Origin of the sequence: Imperialibacter sp. (assembly GCF_040222815.1) — a bacterium.
Lineage (GTDB): Bacteria > Bacteroidota > Bacteroidia > Cytophagales > Cyclobacteriaceae > Imperialibacter.
The window spans coordinates 412,250-431,337 of sequence record NZ_JAVKCH010000048.1 but is presented as its reverse complement, the minus strand read 5'-3'; the positions used below and the strand labels follow the sequence as shown (position 1 = coordinate 431,337).

General features: G+C 45.6%; 17 protein-coding genes. 9 read left to right on the top strand and 8 right to left on the bottom strand.

Annotated features, from left to right (window positions below):
• Nucleotides 1-4: 4 nt before the first annotated feature.
• A complete protein-coding gene (locus RIF36_RS24830; protein WP_350125511.1) occupies nt 5-1,060 on the bottom strand; it encodes a sugar phosphate isomerase/epimerase family protein in 1,056 nt (351 codons plus the stop codon).
• 156 nt (nt 1,061-1,216) lie between these two features.
• Nucleotides 1,217-2,548 (bottom strand): amidohydrolase family protein, encoded by a 1,332-nt coding sequence (locus tag RIF36_RS24825; RefSeq protein ID WP_350125508.1) that lies wholly within the window; start codon nt 2,546-2,548, stop codon nt 1,217-1,219.
• Between the two features lie 233 nt (nt 2,549-2,781).
• Between RIF36_RS24825 and RIF36_RS24820 the strand changes: the two genes are divergently transcribed.
• From RIF36_RS24820 to RIF36_RS24780, 9 genes are all read left to right on the top strand, one after another.
• The gene (locus tag RIF36_RS24820; RefSeq protein ID WP_350125505.1) at nt 2,782-4,779 is read left to right on the top strand and encodes a DUF3858 domain-containing protein; all 1,998 of its coding nucleotides are present in this window, start codon (nt 2,782-2,784) and stop codon (nt 4,777-4,779) included.
• The gene (locus RIF36_RS24815) at nt 4,776-6,674 is read left to right on the top strand and encodes a DUF3858 domain-containing protein (RefSeq protein ID WP_350125502.1); all 1,899 of its coding nucleotides are present in this window, start codon (nt 4,776-4,778) and stop codon (nt 6,672-6,674) included. Before RIF36_RS24820 ends, RIF36_RS24815 begins: the two co-directional genes overlap by 4 nt.
• Before the next feature lie 125 nt (nt 6,675-6,799).
• A complete protein-coding gene (locus tag RIF36_RS24810; protein WP_152000450.1) occupies nt 6,800-7,132 on the top strand; it encodes a PadR family transcriptional regulator in 333 nt (110 codons plus the stop codon).
• Nucleotides 7,125-9,713, top strand: coding sequence for an ABC transporter permease (locus RIF36_RS24805; RefSeq protein WP_350125496.1), 2,589 nt, complete (start codon nt 7,125-7,127; stop codon nt 9,711-9,713). Before RIF36_RS24810 ends, RIF36_RS24805 begins: the two co-directional genes overlap by 8 nt.
• Before the next feature lie 217 nt (nt 9,714-9,930).
• Nucleotides 9,931-10,383, top strand: coding sequence for a cold-shock protein (locus tag RIF36_RS24800; protein WP_152000448.1), 453 nt, complete (start codon nt 9,931-9,933; stop codon nt 10,381-10,383).
• Between the two features lie 194 nt (nt 10,384-10,577).
• Nucleotides 10,578-11,378: an RNA polymerase sigma factor gene (locus tag RIF36_RS24795; RefSeq protein ID WP_350072360.1), complete on the top strand. Its 801-nt coding sequence runs from the start codon at nt 10,578-10,580 to the stop codon at nt 11,376-11,378.
• Between the two features lie 83 nt (nt 11,379-11,461).
• On the top strand, nt 11,462-11,962 hold the full coding sequence (locus RIF36_RS24790) for an SRPBCC family protein (RefSeq protein ID WP_350125493.1): 501 nt from the start codon (nt 11,462-11,464) through the stop codon (nt 11,960-11,962).
• 6 nt (nt 11,963-11,968) lie between these two features.
• Nucleotides 11,969-12,376 (top strand): DUF6855 family protein, encoded by a 408-nt coding sequence (locus tag RIF36_RS24785; RefSeq protein ID WP_350125490.1) that lies wholly within the window; start codon nt 11,969-11,971, stop codon nt 12,374-12,376.
• 94 nt (nt 12,377-12,470) lie between these two features.
• Nucleotides 12,471-13,040, top strand: coding sequence for a YdeI/OmpD-associated family protein (locus RIF36_RS24780; protein WP_350125487.1), 570 nt, complete (start codon nt 12,471-12,473; stop codon nt 13,038-13,040).
• Between the two features lie 8 nt (nt 13,041-13,048).
• Here RIF36_RS24780 and RIF36_RS24775 read toward each other — a convergent pair whose 3' ends face one another.
• The 6 genes from RIF36_RS24775 to RIF36_RS24750 all read right to left on the bottom strand — a co-directional run bounded on the left by RIF36_RS24775 (nt 13,049) and on the right by RIF36_RS24750 (nt 19,081).
• Complete coding sequence (locus tag RIF36_RS24775; RefSeq protein ID WP_350125484.1) at nt 13,049-13,750, bottom strand: head GIN domain-containing protein; 702 nt, start codon at nt 13,748-13,750, stop codon at nt 13,049-13,051.
• A gap of 86 nt (nt 13,751-13,836) precedes the next feature.
• A complete protein-coding gene (gene argH, locus RIF36_RS24770; protein WP_350125481.1) occupies nt 13,837-15,174 on the bottom strand; it encodes an argininosuccinate lyase in 1,338 nt (445 codons plus the stop codon).
• A gap of 22 nt (nt 15,175-15,196) precedes the next feature.
• A complete protein-coding gene (locus RIF36_RS24765) occupies nt 15,197-16,276 on the bottom strand; it encodes a M20 family metallo-hydrolase (protein WP_350125478.1) in 1,080 nt (359 codons plus the stop codon).
• A 5-nt stretch (nt 16,277-16,281) separates the two neighbouring features.
• Nucleotides 16,282-17,064, bottom strand: a complete 783-nt coding sequence (gene argB, locus RIF36_RS24760; RefSeq protein ID WP_350125475.1) for an acetylglutamate kinase — start codon at nt 17,062-17,064, stop codon at nt 16,282-16,284.
• Nucleotides 17,065-17,210: 146 nt separating this feature from the next.
• Entirely contained in the window at nt 17,211-17,573 is a 363-nt protein-coding gene (locus RIF36_RS24755) for a hypothetical protein (RefSeq protein WP_350072352.1), read from the bottom strand.
• 44 nt (nt 17,574-17,617) lie between these two features.
• Nucleotides 17,618-19,081, bottom strand: a complete 1,464-nt coding sequence (locus RIF36_RS24750; RefSeq protein ID WP_350125472.1) for a SusD/RagB family nutrient-binding outer membrane lipoprotein — start codon at nt 19,079-19,081, stop codon at nt 17,618-17,620.
• Nucleotides 19,082-19,088: the final 7 nt, after the last annotated feature.

Below are 19,088 nucleotides of genomic sequence, written 5' to 3'. Positions count from 1 at the left end.
TAGACTACTTGATACCAAGTATCTTTTTATTGGTCTCGTCGTCCATGCCAGATGAGGCAAAATCATCAAACGCCTTTTCAGTTACTCTGATGATATGGCTCTGAATGAAAGGCGCCCCCTCTTCTGCTCCCTGCTCAGGGCTTTTGATACAGCACTCCCATTCCATCACCGCCCAACCGTCGAAGCCGTACTGCGAAAGTTTAGTGAAAATAGAGCTGAAGTCTACCTGCCCGTCGCCCAGTGAACGGAACCTGCCGGCTCGGTTGATCCATGACTGGAACCCGCTGTATACACCCTGCTTTCCTGTTGGGTTAAACTCAGCGTCCTTCACATGGAACATCTTGATGCGCTCGTGATAAAAATCGATGTATTGGATATAGTCCAGGTGCTGCAGCACAAAATGGCTTGGGTCGTAGAGCAAATTAGCTCTGGAGTGATTGCCAGTGGCTTCCAGAAACATCTCATACGTTACCCCGTCGTGAAGATCTTCTCCTGGGTGAATTTCGTAACAAACGTCTACGCCACACTCGTCAAAGTAGTTCAAAATAGGTTTCCATCTGTCGGCCAGTTCCTTGAAAGCCGCCTCTACCAGGCCAGCCGGACGCTGAGGCCATGGGTATAAATAAGGCCAGGCAAGGGCTCCCGAAAATGTAGCGTGAACGTTGATTCTCAGGTTTTGTGAAGCTTTGGCTGCCCACTTCACTTGCTGCACTGCCCACTCCTGTCTTGCCTTTGGGTTTCCATGGTATTCAGCCGGAGCAAACCCGTCAAACATAATATCATAAGCAGGGTGCACAGCCACAAGCTGGCCCTGTAAATGTGTTGAAAGCTCGGTAATTTCAACTCCACAGGCTTTTACCTTCCCTTTTAACTCGTCAGCATAAGTTTTGCTCTCCGCACATTTTTTAAGGTCAATGCAGCGAGGATCCCAGGTGGGAATCTGAACGCCCTTGTAGCCGAGCTTGGCTGCCCATTTGCAAATGCTTTCCAGGTTGTTGAAAGGCGCTGTATCGCCCATGAACTGCGCCAGAAAAATGGCAGGGCCTTTAATGGTATTCATGCTTTTTTTGGTTTTGTAGTTCAAGAAAAAACTTAAGATTCACTCGAATCAATCTGTGAATCGAAATATAGTGAATCTACAGTGCACGAAAAATTAAAAAGGAAGTGAGTGGCCGAGAAATGTCGACAATGAACAAAAGTGATTATATCATTCGTGCTACTTCACCCTTTGCCCCTTCTTTACTACCAAGTCAACGTCCTGAAGCAGGTTGATATACTTTAGCACATCGCCTTTAACGGCAATGATATCGGCGTACTTTCCTTCGCTCACTGTGCCCACCTGCTTGTCAACCCCCATAATGACCGACGGCCAGTAGGTGGCTCCTTTGATTGCCAGCAGCGGATCAACCCCCAACTCCCTCACCCAGATATCGAGCTCGTTCCAGGTGCTTTGGCTATGAAATTTCATGGGAATACCGCTATCTGTGCCCACCAGCATCACCACCCCAGCTTCCTGCAATTGTCTGAACTTTTTCTCCAGAGTTGGCTTTCTTATCGGCGTCAACTGAAAGTACGGAAGCCGACCGGGGTATTCAATCGATCCCTTGATGTCAGCAATAACCGTATCGGGAAGACCAAGGTGCCAGGAGTCGTTATCAAGCTTTTCAGGGTGGTCACGCAAGTACTCATAATTCCAAAGGCCTTCGATGGTCGGCGTCCAAAATAACGGCCCGGTGCTCATATTGGCGGTTCGTTCTTTAAGTGCTACCATAATATCGGCCGGATATTCAGGCGCTGAAGAGAGCCCGGTGTGCTCAAAGCAATCAACACCAGCTTTGAGGCCGATCCTTATCTCTTCCGGCCGGTGCGAATGGGCTACTAAAGTCAACTTATGTTTGTGGGCCTCATCTACAATCGCCTTTACTTCCGCAAAAGTCATCTGATCCTGGTCTATTAGCTTAATGCAGTCCACACCTGCCTTGGCCAGCTTCTGCACCTTCTCTCTGGCATCCTTCTCACCGCTCACCCCCCATCGAAACTGCTCCGTTCCGGGATAGGGCGCATGCTGCAAAAATGGGCCTGACATATACATGGTGGGGCCAGGAATTTTTCCGTTGTTAATAGCATCCCGCACTGCAAGGCTTTCTTCCAGCGGACCTCCCAGGTCTCTGGCACTCGTAACACCCGCCATTAGCAGTTGGTGAGCGGAGGCTGGCATAATGACATCCTTAAATAATGGGGGGTATGTCTTGTCCCAATAAGCATAATCCGAGTGTCCATTGATCATTAAATGCACATGCATGTCCCATAGGCCTGGCAGCACACTCATGCCTTCAGTCGAGATGACCTCGGCACCAGCTGGTATACTGAGGCTGCCCACCGTTCCAACCGCTTTGATCTTCTCGCCTTCTATAATAATCACGCTGTTTTGAATGGGGGTGCCTCCAAAGCCGTCGATGAGTGTGCCGCCAACAAGGGCTTTGAGGGATTGGGCATGTACCTGCGCCGCAAAGCCATAACAGAGAAAGACGGTCAATATTGTTTTCATACTAAAGAGTTCAAATACAGCTCTAAAAACATTCAATAACACTTCAAAATAAGCTGTCCACGTTATAATATCAAACGATTACGCTCATGGTTTCCAATCTGATAGACTTGGCTGTATATTTTGCATGAAAAGTGTTGATAATAGTTTTGTTTTAAGTCACAATATTTTGATATCTTTCATCTACTCTGTTTGAGTAAGCAATTACCAAGTCACTCCAATTGAACACCTGACCTATGAAAACGAAAATTCTACTTTGTTTATTTATTTTATTGGCCAGCGGCCATTTATTTGCACAAAAAGCTCCATTTAAGTTCGGTAAAGTTACTGAAGATGAGCTTTTGTTAGACAAATGCGATTTCTTTCCGGAAGCCAACTCTATGATTTTAGGCGAATTCGGGGAATTAGATTTTCTATACAGCAGTCAAAAAGGCTGGCAATACCACATCAAGGTGTTGGTCCGAAAAAAGATTTTTAAGAATACCGATAAAGACGTTGCCAATATTTCCCTTGAATTATATGAACCATCGGTGGGTTCGAATAAAGAAGAGATTACTTCCTTAAAAGCCGTCACATATAACCTTGAGGGAAAGGAGATCACGAAGAGTAAGCTAACCAATTCAGAAAAATTTGAAACCAGAATAAACGACTACTGGGTAAAGGTTTCGTTTGCATTGCCCGATGTGCGTGAAGGATCAATAGTTGAATACGAATACTCCATCGTTTCGGACTATATATCAAACCTAAAGACATGGCACTTTCAAAAGAACCTTCCGGTTGCTCACTCCGAGTTCCGTTTTACTATTCCAGAATTCTTCATGTATCAAAAAAACATGGTTGGCTACTACCACCCTACCGAGATTGAAGAAAGAGACACCGATGAAAGCTTCAGTTATCAATGGACTTCAATTCAAGGCACTGGAGGCAAAATCGAAAGAGGAACAGCTACTTTACCTTCGAGAAGTACCACTACCACTATGATTTCCAAAAATATTTTGCCGATCGAAGATGAGCCGTTCATGAACAACAAGGCTGATATCCCCAGTCGGTTGGAATTTCAACTAATGTCTATTCAAATGCCGCATCAACCTATGGAATATGTAGCAGGTACTTACGAAAAATTCGCAACCGAATTAAGGGATAGGCAGGACTTTGGTCAGGCCTTAAAAAAAGGGAACTTTGCCAAAGATGAAATATCAAAGCTGTCTGGCAAATCCGACTTAGAGAAAGCTAGTACGTTGTATGCCTGGCTTTCCAATCACTTTTCATGGAATGACAGTTATTCATTTGTAAGTGACAAAGTGGGCAGGCAGGCTTACAACGAAGCAAAAGGTAATGTGGGAGATATTAACCTGGCACTCATAGCTGTTCTGAAGGAAGCTGGGCTGAATGCAGAACCCATTATTTTAAGCACACGAGGACATGGAACTGTTCACCCCATATACCCCAGTTACAGCGATTTCAACTATGTTATTGCTGGTGTTATCATAGACAATACTATGTACTTTGCCGACGCAACTTCAGGCTACAGCTTTGGTAAACTGCCAGTGAGATGCCTCAATGGTAACGGTTTATTGGTAACGCAGAATGGAAGCCGTTGGGTTGATTTGAAGTCAAACGCTCAACACAGCACCATCGTCACTACAAAAATCAGTTTTGAAAATGATCAAATGAAATCCTTATTGGATGTCAGGAATGAAGACTATTCCGCCATTTTTTCGCATGCAGAGTTCAAAAAGGAAGGCAACACCTCATATGCTGACAAGCTTTCAGCCTCTTTTCCTGAATGGAGTTTTGAGAACTTTGAATATGATGAGGATAACACTTCCAATTTGGTGAATATGAAAATGGAGCTAAGCCAGGACTTCAATGGGGAAAATATCATCTACCTCAACCCAATTCTGCATGGTGCATTTACAGAAAACCCTTTTAAGCGGGAGACAAGGTTCTCCCCTATAGACCTGGAATACAGCATTGTCAAAAGAGTTGTTGTAACAGTAGAAGTCCCTGAAGGTTATGAGCCCGAACTTCCTCAACCTTCAATCGTAAAACTAGGCAACAATGGTGGCCAGTTTATCTACTCTGCCAGCAGGCTAGGGAACAATATTACAATTGTTAGTAATCTGCAACTGAAACAAAAGGATTTTAGCGCAGAAGAGTACCCTCATCTCAAACAGTTTTTTCAACTAATGGCTGACAAAAACAACGAAGCTATTGTTCTAAAGAAATTATGAAGGCTCTTTTACTTTCAACAGTCGTCTTTTCGTTTTGGAGGACAGCAATTGGACAGCCGTCACTCGCATATGTCCCTGATTCGCTAAAGCATAATGCAAACGAAATTGTTTTAAATGAAGAAACGACTTTTGTCATCAACCGGATTGATAACTCCGAATTAAAAACCAGGTACACCGCTGCAATTTTGAATAAGCATGCAGATGACAAAAATCATGTAGTGTTGTATTACGACAAGTTTACGCAAGTGAGCAATGCCAAAGTAACCATCTATGACAACGCTGGAAAAAGACTCGAATCATACTCATTAAAAGACTTTCAGGACTGGAATGCAGGAGGTAGTAGCATGGCTTCTGACGCAAGGGCAAAAATTTTCAAAGCCGTAAACACCAGGTTTCCTTATTTCATCGAGGTTGAATACACTATACTCTACAAGGGCTCTATGTTCTATCCGAACTGGCGCCCCCAAGCAGATGAAAAAGAAAGCGTAGTAATGGCGTCGCTTACTGTAGAGAGCTTTCTAGAAGAGCCTTTTAGATTCAAGAGTTTTAATATCAGCGACCCAACTTTCGAATCTACCGGAGGGCACCACATAGCCAAATGGCGAATTGACAACAGGCCAGCATTTGAGTACGAGGCCCTATCCCTTAATACCGATCTATATTCCGCCTCTGTTTACCTTGCTCCTAACACATTCCAAATGGATGGCATCACCGGCGTCATGAAATCATGGAAAGAGTTTGGAATGTGGATTCAACAATTGAACAAGGGTAGAAATACTTTGACCGAACAAGATTTGCTACCCGTAAAATCAATTGCAGCTGAACACGAGAGCACTTTGGAGAAAACCAGAGCTATCTACAATTACCTTCAGAAAAACACGAGGTATGTTAGCATTCAGCTCGGCATTGGTGGGTGGCAGCCATTCGAATCCGGCTTCGTTCATTCTTCCAGATACGGTGACTGCAAAGCACTATCTTTTTATACGAAGTCTCTGCTTGAAAGTGTTGGCATTGCTTCGTACTACACCATCATACGAGGAGGGAAATATTCGCAGGAGATTATAACGGATTTTCCAAACGCATATTTTAACCATGCAATTTTGACGGTGCCTTCTGAAACTGATACGCTCTGGCTTGAGTGTACTTCTCAAACTTCGCCCTTTGGGTATATGGGTAAGTTCACCAGCGACCGGGATGCACTAATGATTACTGAAAACGGCGGGAAGCTCATTCACACAAAACGGTACACCGCCGCCGAAAACATCCAAAGAACTATCGCTAACCTTACCGTCGACAAAACTGGAGTTACCAGGGCACAGTTTAAACGGACTTATCAGGGTTTGGAGATTGAAAATAACTACTTCGATGAGGCTGTCATACTCCCCAAAAGCGAGCAGCAAAAATGGTTTTACGACTACCATAACCTCGGAACCTTTACGCTTACAGATTTGACCTTGTCAGAACCTAGCGACGAGGTCGTTCCCACGGCCGAGCTTACCGCCGTTCTTGATATGAATGGTCCTGCAAAAATCAATGGTCAGCGACTATTCTTTTCGCCATTCATATTCACTAACCTCAGCAGTCTGAGGCTTCCCAACACTAAAAGAAAATACCCCATCGACATAAAATATCCTTACACCCAATCTGACTCGCTAAAAGTCACTTTCCCAGAAATATACTTTAGCGAAAGCCAATTGGAGGATGTAGCAATCGATTCAAAATATGGTTTCTACGAACGAAAAATGTTAAACAACGATGGGGAGATGACGTTCATAAGAACCTTCATGATGAAAAAAGGTAGTTATCCGCCAAGTGAATATGAAGACTTTAAGTCATTCATTAATTTGGTTCAAAAACATGATAAACAACAGCTCGTGCTCATCAATCGAACCTGAGAGATAGTCTTTCGCTTCAAAACGCCCAAAAAGCAACCTCCACCCACCCTTGTAATAAAGTTTCTCCATTTCATTGACATTTAAGAATCTAATCATTTTATTTGATTGACATTTACGATTGAAATATGAAAGGAACATACCTGGGTGAGTTTGAGGAACTCGTTCTATTGACGGTGGCCATTTTAAATGGCGATGCTTACGGCATCACCGTGATGGATGAAATTGAAAAGAATATTGATCGCAAGGTGACAGTAAGCACCGTACACACCGCTCTTTACAGGTTGGAAGAAAAAGGCTTTGTCGAGTCGTACTTTGGCGGGGCCACACAAGAGCGGGGCGGGAGAAAAAAAAGGCTCTACAAAGTAACCACGGCTGGTCAGCGAAGTTTAGCCGAAGTGAAAGAGCAAAGAGAGAAGCTCTGGAGTCTGTTGCCCAACTTGAAACTCAATTATGAATAATACCCCGCCAAAGTGGGTAGTGAAGCTACTGCGCTGGTATTGTTCGGCCCGTTTCATCGACGAGCTGGAAGGGGACTTATGCGAGCTCTACGATAGAAACCTGGCCCAATATGGAAAACAAAAAGCATCTCAGCTTTTCATTTTTGGTGTACTGGGGTCAGTCAGGCTCTATCGGATAAAAAAACTCAAAGGACTAAACATCAACATTATGCTCCTCAATCATTTCAAAGTTGCCTTCCGTAGCTCGATGCGGCACAGGGTATTCACAGCCGTTAACCTGCTCAGCCTCTTCTTCGGCATCGCTTCCGTCTTCTACATTGGTTTATATGTTAAGAATGAAACCAGTTACGATCAGTTTCATGAAAAGAAAGACATCCTCTACAGGGTGTTGAGAACCGACCCCATAGACCCTTCCACGGCCGCACTCTCCTCTCAATTTGGCAGAGTGCTTAGCACTGAGTTTCCGGGGATCAAAGTCTGTAGTATGGGAGACGATCCCGTGAAAATTGGCGATACCAACCCAATTCTTGTCGAAGACTTCTATTGGACAGACTCAACTTTCTTTGACCTCTTCTCATTCAAATTGATTCATGGCGACCCAAAAACAGCTCTATCAGATCCCAGCGGACTTGTGCTTACTCAAAGTCTGAGTCAAAAGCTTTTTGGTGCGGAGAACCCGCTAAATAAAGTCGTAAAGGTGAAGATCTATGACAGCAATGAAGAGTTGAACATGAAGGTGACGGGCGTGGTGGCTGATCCCCCGCAGCACTCACACATCCAGTTTTCGGGACTCGGTTCGATGGCCGTTGCTGAGAAAATGTACGCCTCCCTGGCTTCTCATTGGGGGTTTAGCTGGGTGAAGACTTATGCCCTCATTCCTGATTTAGCACATTCCGGCATCAGGGAACAGACGTCGGCTATTATTGAGAAATACCTCGGCAAAGACATGGTGGAGAGACTCGGGGTGGATTTTCAGCCGATGCAAGACGTTTATCTTCATAGCAAAAACATGGGCGGCAATGCGCTCGCCGGAGACATTGGCAATATCATCATTTTCTCCACCATAGGTTTTTTCATCTTACTCATCGCTGTGCTTAACTACGTAAACCTTTCCACGGCACGAGCACTCTCCAGAGCCAAAGAGATTGGGTTAAGAAAAACCATCGGCGCCGGTCGTGCGGACTTGATTACCCAGATCCTCGTTGAATCGGTTTTTTACACATTGGTGGCATCGACATTTGCCATCGGCCTGGTTATTCTCGCACTTCCCTTTCTTAATAGCTGGATGAGTCTACAGCTATCGGTCTATGTATTTGGGTTCCGAGAAGTCATCTGGTCGGTAGTAGGGATAATAACCATTGGCGCTCTTTCCGGCTTCTACCCTGCTTTTGTGCTCACAAGATATTCGCCAGTGGCTGCTCTCAGCGGGCATAGCTCAGGCAAAACAAGCAGCCTGCCAAGAAAGGTCTTGATCACTATTCAATACTGCATCACCATTTTCCTTATAACGGGCAGTGTTGTTGTTTACCTCCAGTTTCAGTACATGAAAACGTTCGACCTTGGGTTTGACCAGAAGCAATTGATCAACGTGGCAGTGAATGATCGTGGGTTGCAGCAAAGAATAGATGTACTCAAGGAATCTTTCAAAAATATCCCGGGTGTTTACAAGGCGACAACCTCAGGAGAGCCCCTGCCTGCAAGAATGCAAAACACCTGGGGATTTTACTGGCAGGGAGCCGAGCCTGACACAGAAAGGGGCATCGACATTGTGGGGGTCGACAAAGACTATTTCGATGTCGTTGGCCTTCAACTGACAGAAGGCGCTACTTTTACGCTGCCCTTCGAGGCCGATTCAGGCAGGTCAGTGGTCATCAATGAAAAAGCCAGGGATTTCATGGGTAAAATATCAGCGCTCAATGAAGTGGCGGAGATTGGCGGCAAAAACAGGAAAATAATCGGCGTAGTTGAAGATCATCACTATGCATCACTTCACAGCACCGTTGCACCTGTTGCCTACATGGTCTACGGGCCGGGTTACAGGGTAAGCCCCGACAATGTGCTGATGAGGATAACAACGGGAAATTTACCTGCGCTTATGGAACAGCTAGAAACTACCTGGAAAGAATTTTCTACCGATCCTTTCGAGATGGCCTTTGTTGACGATGCTTTCGCCAGGACCTACGCATCTGAGCAGCAATTTTTCCGGGTAGTAAGTGCATTCACGGCCGTTGCTATCATCATTGCCCTCTGCGGAGTATTTGGTCTCATTATCTTCCTGGCTGAAAGCAGAACCAAGGAAATAAGTATTCGAAAAGTTCTTGGCGCCTCGATTTTCCAGCTCACCTATCTGCTATCTTCAGACTTTGCCAAATTGTTTGCTGTGGCAGTTCTCATCGCAGGGCCAGCAGTATATTGGTTTACCGACAACTGGCTTTCTGACTATCCTTTACACATCGATCTGAGTGTTAAAGTGGTGGCCATTTCTGCCGCTTGCTGCCTTATCATTTCCATCTTCGTCGTATTAACACAGGTATTCCGGCTGACTGCCATCAACCCCGCCAGGACACTCAAATCGGATTAGGCAACTAGCCCCTGCCTCAGTCGATAGATAAACCCTGCCAATTAGGCGGGGTTCATTTCTTTTATCACTACCTTTGCAAAAGCCACACATCTGTGGTTGCTGGATTGCTTTCCCGGGCTCTTCTTCTTTCGCTGCGATCTACATTCGAGTTGCAAAACGCCGAAAATCGCCGCTCGGGTTGTTTCAGGTAATTTCAACTAAAACCAAAATACTTATAATGGGTAAATCGCAAGAAACGTTTAACAAGAAAGAGAAAGAAAAGAAAAAGTTAAAGAAGAGGAAGGAAAAAGAAGAAAAGAAAGAAGAAAGAAAAGCCAACTCATCTAAAGGCCAAAGCCTGGAAGATATGCTGATGTATATCGACGAAGATGGCAATTTTACTTCCACCCCACCCGACCCAAAGAAAAAGAAAGTCACTAAAGCCGGCGATATAGAAATTGGAGTTCCCAAACATTCCAACGAGCCTATAGACCCTACCAGAACAGGTATCGTCACGTTCTTCAATGAATCTAAAGGATACGGATTTATCAAAGACCTGGAATCTCAACAAAGTGTTTTTGTCCATGCCAAAGGCTTAATGGAGCCTATCAAAGAAGACAATAAAGTCACTTTCGAAACAGAAATGACTCCAAAAGGAGCGAATGCCATCAACGTTAAGTTGGTGAAATAATCGATAAACCTCTAGCGGTAGCCCATCATCCTCCCCAAAAAGGAGGATGATCCACTACCATCATCGCTCCAATCCTCGCAGGCAGCATCCCAAACTCCCCGCCGAACGAGAATCCTCCTTTAGTTTCTGTACAATAAGTTATTGAGGAATCTGAGTTGTTTGTAGTTTTATAAAACAACCTCAAGCCATACATCATGTATACGGAGCCGCAGTTAACCACTGAGTTCGAAAAAGAAAGACCAAAGCTGAAATCATTTCTTTTAAGAATGACCGCAAGTGTGGAAGACACGGAAGATTTGGTACAGGAGACCTATGTCAAAGCGCATCAGAAGCTGTCCACTTTCGAAGGAAGCTCCAGCCTTAAAACATGGCTTTTCGCTATTGCCAGCAACCTCGCCAAAGACCTGCTGAGATCCAAAAAACGATGGCCTGAGACAGTCACAGACATTTGCAGGGAGGCTGCTCTCGGAAACAGAGACTTTCTGCAAAACATGATGCAGGTGAGAATGACCTCGCAGCAAGGCAACTTCGAAATCAAAGAGCACATTGCCTTCTGCTTTACATGCATAGGCAAGTCACTCCCTATAGAGCAACAACTTGCCCTGCTGCTGAAGGAAGTATATCAGTTTAAAGCACAGGAAGTCGCAGAGATTCTCTCAGTGTCGGAGGCCATGGCCAAATACTACCTGCATGCGGCCCGCAGTAAAATGATTTCCATTTTTGATAAAAAGTGCGCACTCATCAACAAAGAAGGGGCTTGCCACCAGTGCACAGAGTTGAATGGTATTTTCAACCCGAAGCAAAAAGCACAGGAAGAGGTGATGAAGATTGACATGGCCCGTATGGCTCAAAGCAAAGACAAAGAAGAGCTTTTCGACATGAGAACAAAAATTTTGCAAAATCTTGATCCATTTAACTCCGGCGCCACTGAGTTACAACTCCTTCATTTACAGCATAATAAAAAAGTTATGGATAATTATTTGAAAGAAACCTGACCTGTAGCCTATCGTTTTGAGTTGCTCATTCGTCCAAAGGACAACAAAAACGAATGACGCATCTTACCAAAACAATTCTATTTATGATGGCTACATCAGCACTTCAATCGCATGCACAAAATGGAAAAGCAATAGCAGTTTCCAATACTTTTAAACGAACAACTTGTGTAAGCATCAATATCCAGGCTCCCAACGAAGTGGTTTGGGCGCTGCTCACCAATGCCGCCGACTTCCCCCGATGGAATTCCACCATTGTCTCGATGCACGGCGAAATCAAAAAAGGTGGAAAGGTGAAATTGAAGTCGACGCTTGACTCAAAACGCACTTTTAAGCTAAAGGTCACAGCGTTTGAACCTGAGAGAAAAATGATATGGTCCGATGGAATGGCTCCATTCTTCAAAGGCAAACGCAGCTACCTTCTCTCATCCGTGAGCGACGGAAGTACCAACTTCACCATGGAGGAAACCATGAGCGGGCTGATGTTTCCTCTGGCAGCGAAAAGCATTCCCGACTTTAAGGAATCGTTCGAACAATATGCGGCAGATCTTAAAAAAGAAGCAGAAATTATCTCAACCCTAAAATAACCTATTATGACTACTGACAAAGGAACCAAAGAAAGCCCCTGGAAGTTGAAGACGCCACCTTTGACGTCGGACTACGAAATGCACAAAGACGTGAAGGACGGCAAGGAAATTCTTGTGTGCACAGTCGGGAAAACGGTATTGCACTATGATTTCAGGTGCATCAAAGACCTACATGAAATGCTCAAAAAGTACGGCGACTGGATGGACTTAGGCTCGGCTGATGAGCAAAAGCCTGCCAAAGATGGCACAGTTGAAGCCTGGGGCAGGTCTTCTGAAAACCCTGTGGGCGGGTGGTATGGGTTAAAAAAAGGATTGAGGGGGCGATTTGGCATGTACCTGCCGCCTTTGATGGAAGCTCTTGGATTGGCTGAAGTTGAGCACAACCCGAGAAACAACAGAATGAGGGCTGTGTAACAACAACAATCTTACGGGATGCCGGGTGCATTCTCCAATGACTTTATTTGATTGATCGGTATCGCTAAATTGCATCACCAAATAAAGTATGTAAATGTCACCCACCTTTTTCCCAACCCCATCGGATTTTCGAAAATGGCTCGAAAAAAACCACCAACAGGAAACTGAACTTCTGGTGGGTTTTTACAAGAAAGCATCAGGCAAGCCGAGCATTACCTGGCCCGAGTCGGTTGATCAGGCGCTTTGCTTTGGCTGGATAGATGGCATAAGGAGGTCGATAGACGAAGAGAGCTACTCGATTCGGTTCACACCAAGAAAACCGAAGAGCATCTGGAGTGCAGTGAATATCAAAAAGGTTGCGGAGCTTACAAAACTGGGATTAATGCTGCCAGCAGGTCATGAAATATTTAGCAAAAGAGAAGAAAAATGGTCAGAGGGTTATTCCTTTGAGCAGAATAATATTGCACTAGGAAAGGAGTATGAAGCCATTTTTAAAGCAAACCAAATAGCCTGGCAGAATTTCAACAACATGGCTCCTTCTTATAAAAAACCAGCCATTTGGTGGGTGAATAGTGCCAAGCAGGAAGTCACACGACTGAAAAGGCTGGCGACGTTAATTGAGGATTCAGCTGCCAACATAAAGGTCAAGCACCTAAGAAGGTAGGATAAACTTCAATTCCTTCTCTTTACATCCCCGCCACCCTTCTGCACCACATACACTTTGTCAGGTGTGCCTCTGTAAGAAATATCAGCCCCACCGTGAACTTCTGCTGACAATTCGTTTACGAAAGATATGTGAATATCGGCTCCGCCTCCGGCTTGGAGCTCCGCCCTTTTCACCTTCAAATCATGAGCGTTGATGTCGCTGCCACCAGATGCCTCAGCCTTAAAGAAATCGGTTTCTCCACTGAGAATAATGTCGGCTCCACCCGAAGAGTTGGCAACAAGCTTCTTAGTTACTACCGCCATTCGAATATCACTTCCTCCGGTGGCTATGAGTTCTATCTCATCCAATTTAAAGATACCTTCGCCATACACGTCAGAGCCTCCTCTGCTCTTTATTCCGGCTATAGTTGGAATAGTAATATACACCCGGCCCTTGCGGTTTCGTCCATCTTTCAGCCTTTTGTCTGAATAGTAGATATACAAAACATCCTCCACAACCTCTGTCATCAGGTATTTCATCTCCTGCAAGGTGCCCTCAACAAGTGTGGTAGTAGAGTCATTCTGCTTGATATACACATCAATGCCTCCCTTGGCATATATGGCGCTAAAAGGTCTCAAATCCCGGCGCTCACTTACCATAGCATTTTGAGCGTAGCCAACGGAAACCAGAGAAAGAGAAAGAAGAAGAAATAAACCTATCGATTTCATTGTACTTGCTTTCTATTAAAGTACCATGAACTCTTGAAAGGTTTCCGCTAAGGTGATAATGCGCCGGTGAACATATGCGCCAGAGACTACTGCCCCTTCTTAAGGGAGTCCAACGCCGAATGCACTTTGCCGAAGTTGAAAGCAGCTACCCGCTCTTCCATCATGGCCTTGATTCTTTCGTTGCCTAAACTGCCGACTGAACCCAGGTGAGTGTGCTTAATGTTCCGGTTGGGCTTGTAGGTGCCTGCACCTATTTCCCTGGCCACCTCACGGTAAGCCTCCCGAAACGGCACGCCAGCTTGCACCAGTTCATTTACCTTTTCCACTGTGAACAGGTAATCGTATTCCGGCTTGGCTACCAGATCCGTTTTGACCTTCACATTCGATACCATAAGGTGCGTCATCGCCAGGCAGTCTTTCACTTTTTGAATGGAGGGCATCAGGTACTCTTTCAGCACCTGAAAATCACGGTGATAACCAGACGGCAGGTTCCCGGTAACCTGCTGAACCACCGTTGGAGTCGCAGACACTTCGTTGCATTTGGCCCTGATCAGCTCCCACACGTCAGGGTTCTTCTTATGGGGCATAATGCTGGAGCCTGTTGTTAGCTCATCGGGGTATGACAGAAAGCCATAGTTTTGGCTCATGTACAGGCAGTTGTCATAGGCCAGCTTAGCGAGTGACTGTGCCGCCCCTGCCAGTGAGTAGAGTGTAGAGCGCTCAAGCTTGCCACGGGTCATTTGCGCATAAACCACGTTCACATTGGGGGCATCGAAACCCAATAGCCTGGTTGTTAGATCTCTGTCTAAAGGAAAGGAAGAGCCATAACCGGCACCGGAACCAAGTGGGTTTTTGTTGGCCTGCTTGTAAGCCCCCAACAGCAGTTCAAGGTCGTCGGTAAGCGACTCAGCATAAGCCCCAAGCCACAACCCCACTGAAGACGGCATGGCCACCTGAAAATGGGTGTAGCCCGGCAGAAGCACTTCCTTATATGCCTCACTTTTTTCACCCAGAAGCCTGACCAGCTGCTCAATAAGCCGGACAATCTCCTCAATTTCAGCTCTCACATACATTTTCAAATCCACCAGCACCTGGTCGTTTCTGGAGCGCCCAGTATGGATCTTTTTGCCAAGATCGCCGAGCATTTCGGTGAGCCGAAATTCAACTTCAGAATGGATGTCTTCAGTGTCGGGCGCAATGGAGAAAGTGCCCGCTTCCACTTCAGCCAACAATTTCAGCAGCCCTTTGTGCAGCTCTTTTGACTCGCCTTCCGTAAGAATGCCAATAGATTGCAACATCCTGCTGTGGGCCATGTTGCCATAAATATCGAAAGCTGCCAGCTGCATGTCCAGCACTTGATCGTTGCCAACAGTGAACTGATGCACTGCCTGATTGGTGGTTATATTCTTATCCCAAAGTTTCATTTGTGTTTGATGGAGCGCCCGATCAAGCGGGTCTTGGTTTGTTCAACACTTCTTCCAGAAGACGAATGTATATTTTTATTCCTTCTTCTATTTCTGAAAGGTAGATAAACTCGTCGGCAGTATGAGAACGCTCCGACAGTCCAGGCCCCATTTTTACGGTACTAAATGGCATGAGCGCCTGATCTGACGTGGTATCAGAGCCAAATAAATGGATGTTTTGGTTTTTAGCGGCCAAAACAAGTGGGTGCTCAACGGGAATAGTCGATGGGTTCATTCTCATCGACCTGGGAACCACTTCCGAACTAACACCCTTCTTTATAAAGTCGACTACCTCAGGCAAAGTATAACAATCGTTGACCCTCACGTCCACCACAAACTTGCACGAGTCTGGAATCACGTTGTGCTGCGACCCGGCATTGATCACGGTCACCGACATCTTCACGGGCCCCAGCCACTGCGAAGTCTTGGGCAGCTTCTGAGCTCTGATCCATTCAATATCTTTTATCGCCTTGTAAATAGCATTTTCTCCAATATCTCTTGCAGCATGACCGGCTACGCCTTTGGCTTCACAGTCTAACACCATCAGTCCCTTTTCGGCCACTGCCATATTCATACCCGTGGGCTCGCCCACTACCCCTACTTCCACATTTTCCAGCACCGGCAAGGCAATTTCTATCCCTTCCTTCCCCGACACCTCTTCCTCGGCCGACGCTACCAGATAAATATTGTAAGCCAAATCGGTTTTGTAATAAAAATGCAAAAAAGCAGCCATAAGCGAGACCAAGGGGCCACCAGCATCGTTACTACCCAGTCCGAAAAGTTTTCCTTCTTCCACATGAGCTAGAAATGGATCCCTGGTATAACCCTTGTTGGGTTTGACAGTATCATGGTGAGAGTTGAGCAGGATCGCAGGTTTGCCAGGCTCAAAATGCTTATTCTTTACAATGATATTATTCTGCACCCTTTGCACGGGTACTCCATGCTCCTCAAAAAAATTCTGAATAGCATCACCAGTCCGGTCTTCCTCCCTGCTAAAAGACTGGATAGCAATGAGGTCTTTCAAAAGCTGGACTGACCCTTCGGTCAACTCTTTTACTGTCATGTAATCTATTTTTCTAGCTGGAGCGTGGTGCCATCTTTTTCATTTGAAATATTAGCGAAACCCACAATTCGTATCTTCCTTATTCCTTCATTCAGGGCCTCGAAAGCGCTTTCAAGCTTGGGTATCATTCCCGAATGTATTTGTCCGGAGGCTTTCATTTCGGCAAAGCCCGCTTCGTCTATCTTTTCAACCACAGAATTGTCGTCATCCACATCGGTGAGCACTCCGGCCTTATCAAAGGCAAAGATGAGGGTTACTTCATAGTGCCTGGCCAAAGCCACCGACACCACCGTTGCCATGGTATCGGCGTTGGTGTTAAGCAATGTCCCTTTCCCATCGTGAGTAAGTGGCGCAATCACCGGCACCGTACCTTGCTCCACAAGGTCATTCAGGGTATCGGCATTTACCTCGACAGGATCGCCCACATAGCCCCAGTCAACTCCATCATCAGAAGGACGCTTTGCGCTCACTATCAGGTTGCCATCGGCACCCGTCAATCCAATGGCGTTCACCTTGCGGCTTTGCAGGTTTGCGACTAACTGTTTGTTCACCAGGCCACCATACACCATAGTCACCACTTCAAGTGTGTCTTTATCAGTTACCCGCCTGCCATTCACCATGTTTGGCTTGAGACCAAGCTTAAGAAGGTACTGGTCGGCTAGCCTTCCTCCACCGTGTACCAACAGTTTATTTCCCTCCAGCGCTGTAAATGCTTTAAGAAACTGACTGGAAGACTCCTCATTTTCCAGCACCCCGCCGCCAACTTTCACTACCGTTAAATTCTTCATTACTCTTTAGGCCTCTACAAAATCATATTTCGAATGCAGTCTCAAAAATATACTTCTATATGTAGTAAAAGGAATAAAACAGAAAAAAACCCATGAGGTTTCACTCATGGGTTCCCGGATGCTAAAGTTTACAAGTTCCTTTTTTGCTATTTAAAGATTCTAAAGGCGATTCCTTTATATTCTCCGGCGTATTCATTTGGCTTAGTATCTGTAAAGTCAATCGAAATGGCTCCGTCAGTTCCCGTTTCAAAGTTCCCCAAAGCTACTCCGGCGGCGAAAACTTCAATCGACAACCCGGCAACCGGAATTGTGTCAATCCCAACTGACTGATTCAAAATACCGGACTTGTCAAGCTCATAAAAATAAGCCATCACATTGTCCGTTCCGTCCTCGGTCACCAACAGCACTGGCGACGCTACCCTTGGCAAAATGAGTTCATCCTGCTTTTCACAGGCTGCAAAAACAAGTGCCACCACAAAGATTTGAGCAACTATATATTTCTTTTTCATCTTTTCTACGCTTGATTTAGTTATCATCATTTTTTCACGTCAGATTATTCTACCCACCAGAGAGCTGTCTTCATGTCGTCTGGGCCGCCATTGAGTGCTGCGCCAGCTTCAACATTTGTCCCATTTAATGAGTACTCGGTGGAAGGATACACTAACCTCGTAGGAAGCACACCGTCGTTTTGAAACAAAGCCCTTGGATCGGCCGCAGGAAGCACTGGAAAACCGGTGCGTCTCAGCTCAGTCCACGCCTCTATCCCCTGACCAAATAGTGCCACCCACTTTTGAGTGATAATATTTTCCTTTGAAACAGGGCCTAAAGACGCAACAAATCCCGTCGGCATAGTTTCATCATATTGGTCAAATGAAGCTTGAACGGCCTGGTCAAAATACATCTGAGGGTCTCCCGTGATGTCCCCCTCCAAAGCGGCTTCTGCTTTCAAAAACAGCAGTTCGGTATAGCTCATAAGGATAACCGATGACGTTTCCTGAGCAAAATTATCTGGATTAATGATGGCACTATAGCCCAGGTAATTTGAGCCAACAGAACCCGGCAGCCCATTGGGCGTTCCCAAAATCTCTCCCTCAGCAAACTCTCCCGGCGTCGCAAATACTGACAGCCTTGAGTCTTCCATTTCGCTCATTTTGTCAACAAGTGTGCTGCTCATATTCCAGTCGGTTCTGCCCTGAAGGATGAGGATATCATGCCAGGGGTTGTTGGTTGGACGTGATCCATAAGTCAAGGCAGCCATATCATCATTGCTTTCCATCATTGGATAGGTGGCCGGATCATCAAGCATTGCTTGCATTATCGCCCCCGAACCAGCCACAATATGCGCTTGCCTGTTCAACAGTCGAAAGCGGAGCGAATTGAAGAACTTCTTCCACATCACTACATTTCCATTGAAAAGAATATCTCCGGAAACGCTTGGCCCTGAAGCGTCAAGGAGGCTATTCGCTTCCTCAAGGTCAGCAATAATGCCGGCGTACACTATTTCCTGGCTGTCATAAGCCGGAGAGAAAATCGCCTCTGCGTCTGTACCTCTGGCTGCCTCGGAATAGGGAATAGCACCCCATACATCCGTTAACATAGAAAATATCCACGCCTTCATACCAATCCCAATTCCCATGTAGTTGGGATTGTATTTATCGCCATCAGGGCCTGCTATTTCAACAATCTTCTGAAAATTGATAAGTCCATCCGTATAGAAAACCTCCCAGTTAGAGATGTTCACAGAGGGTTGCACATTGTAATTGTCTCCTTCATTTTCATAAATATTACGGGAAATATACCCCACCCACGACATCGCATGATCAAAGTTGAGCCTTTGGTTTCTGGTCTTATTTCCCCAGTAATTATCGATGGTAGTTTGCAATGCCTGTGGTAACAAAAACTGCGCACCAACGCTTACAGGCCGGTTGGGATTTGTGTTCAGCTCTTCAAAATCTCCTGTGCATGAAGCCAGTATCAGCACCACAACACTCAGTGTAATTGATATATATTTCTTCATTGTATGG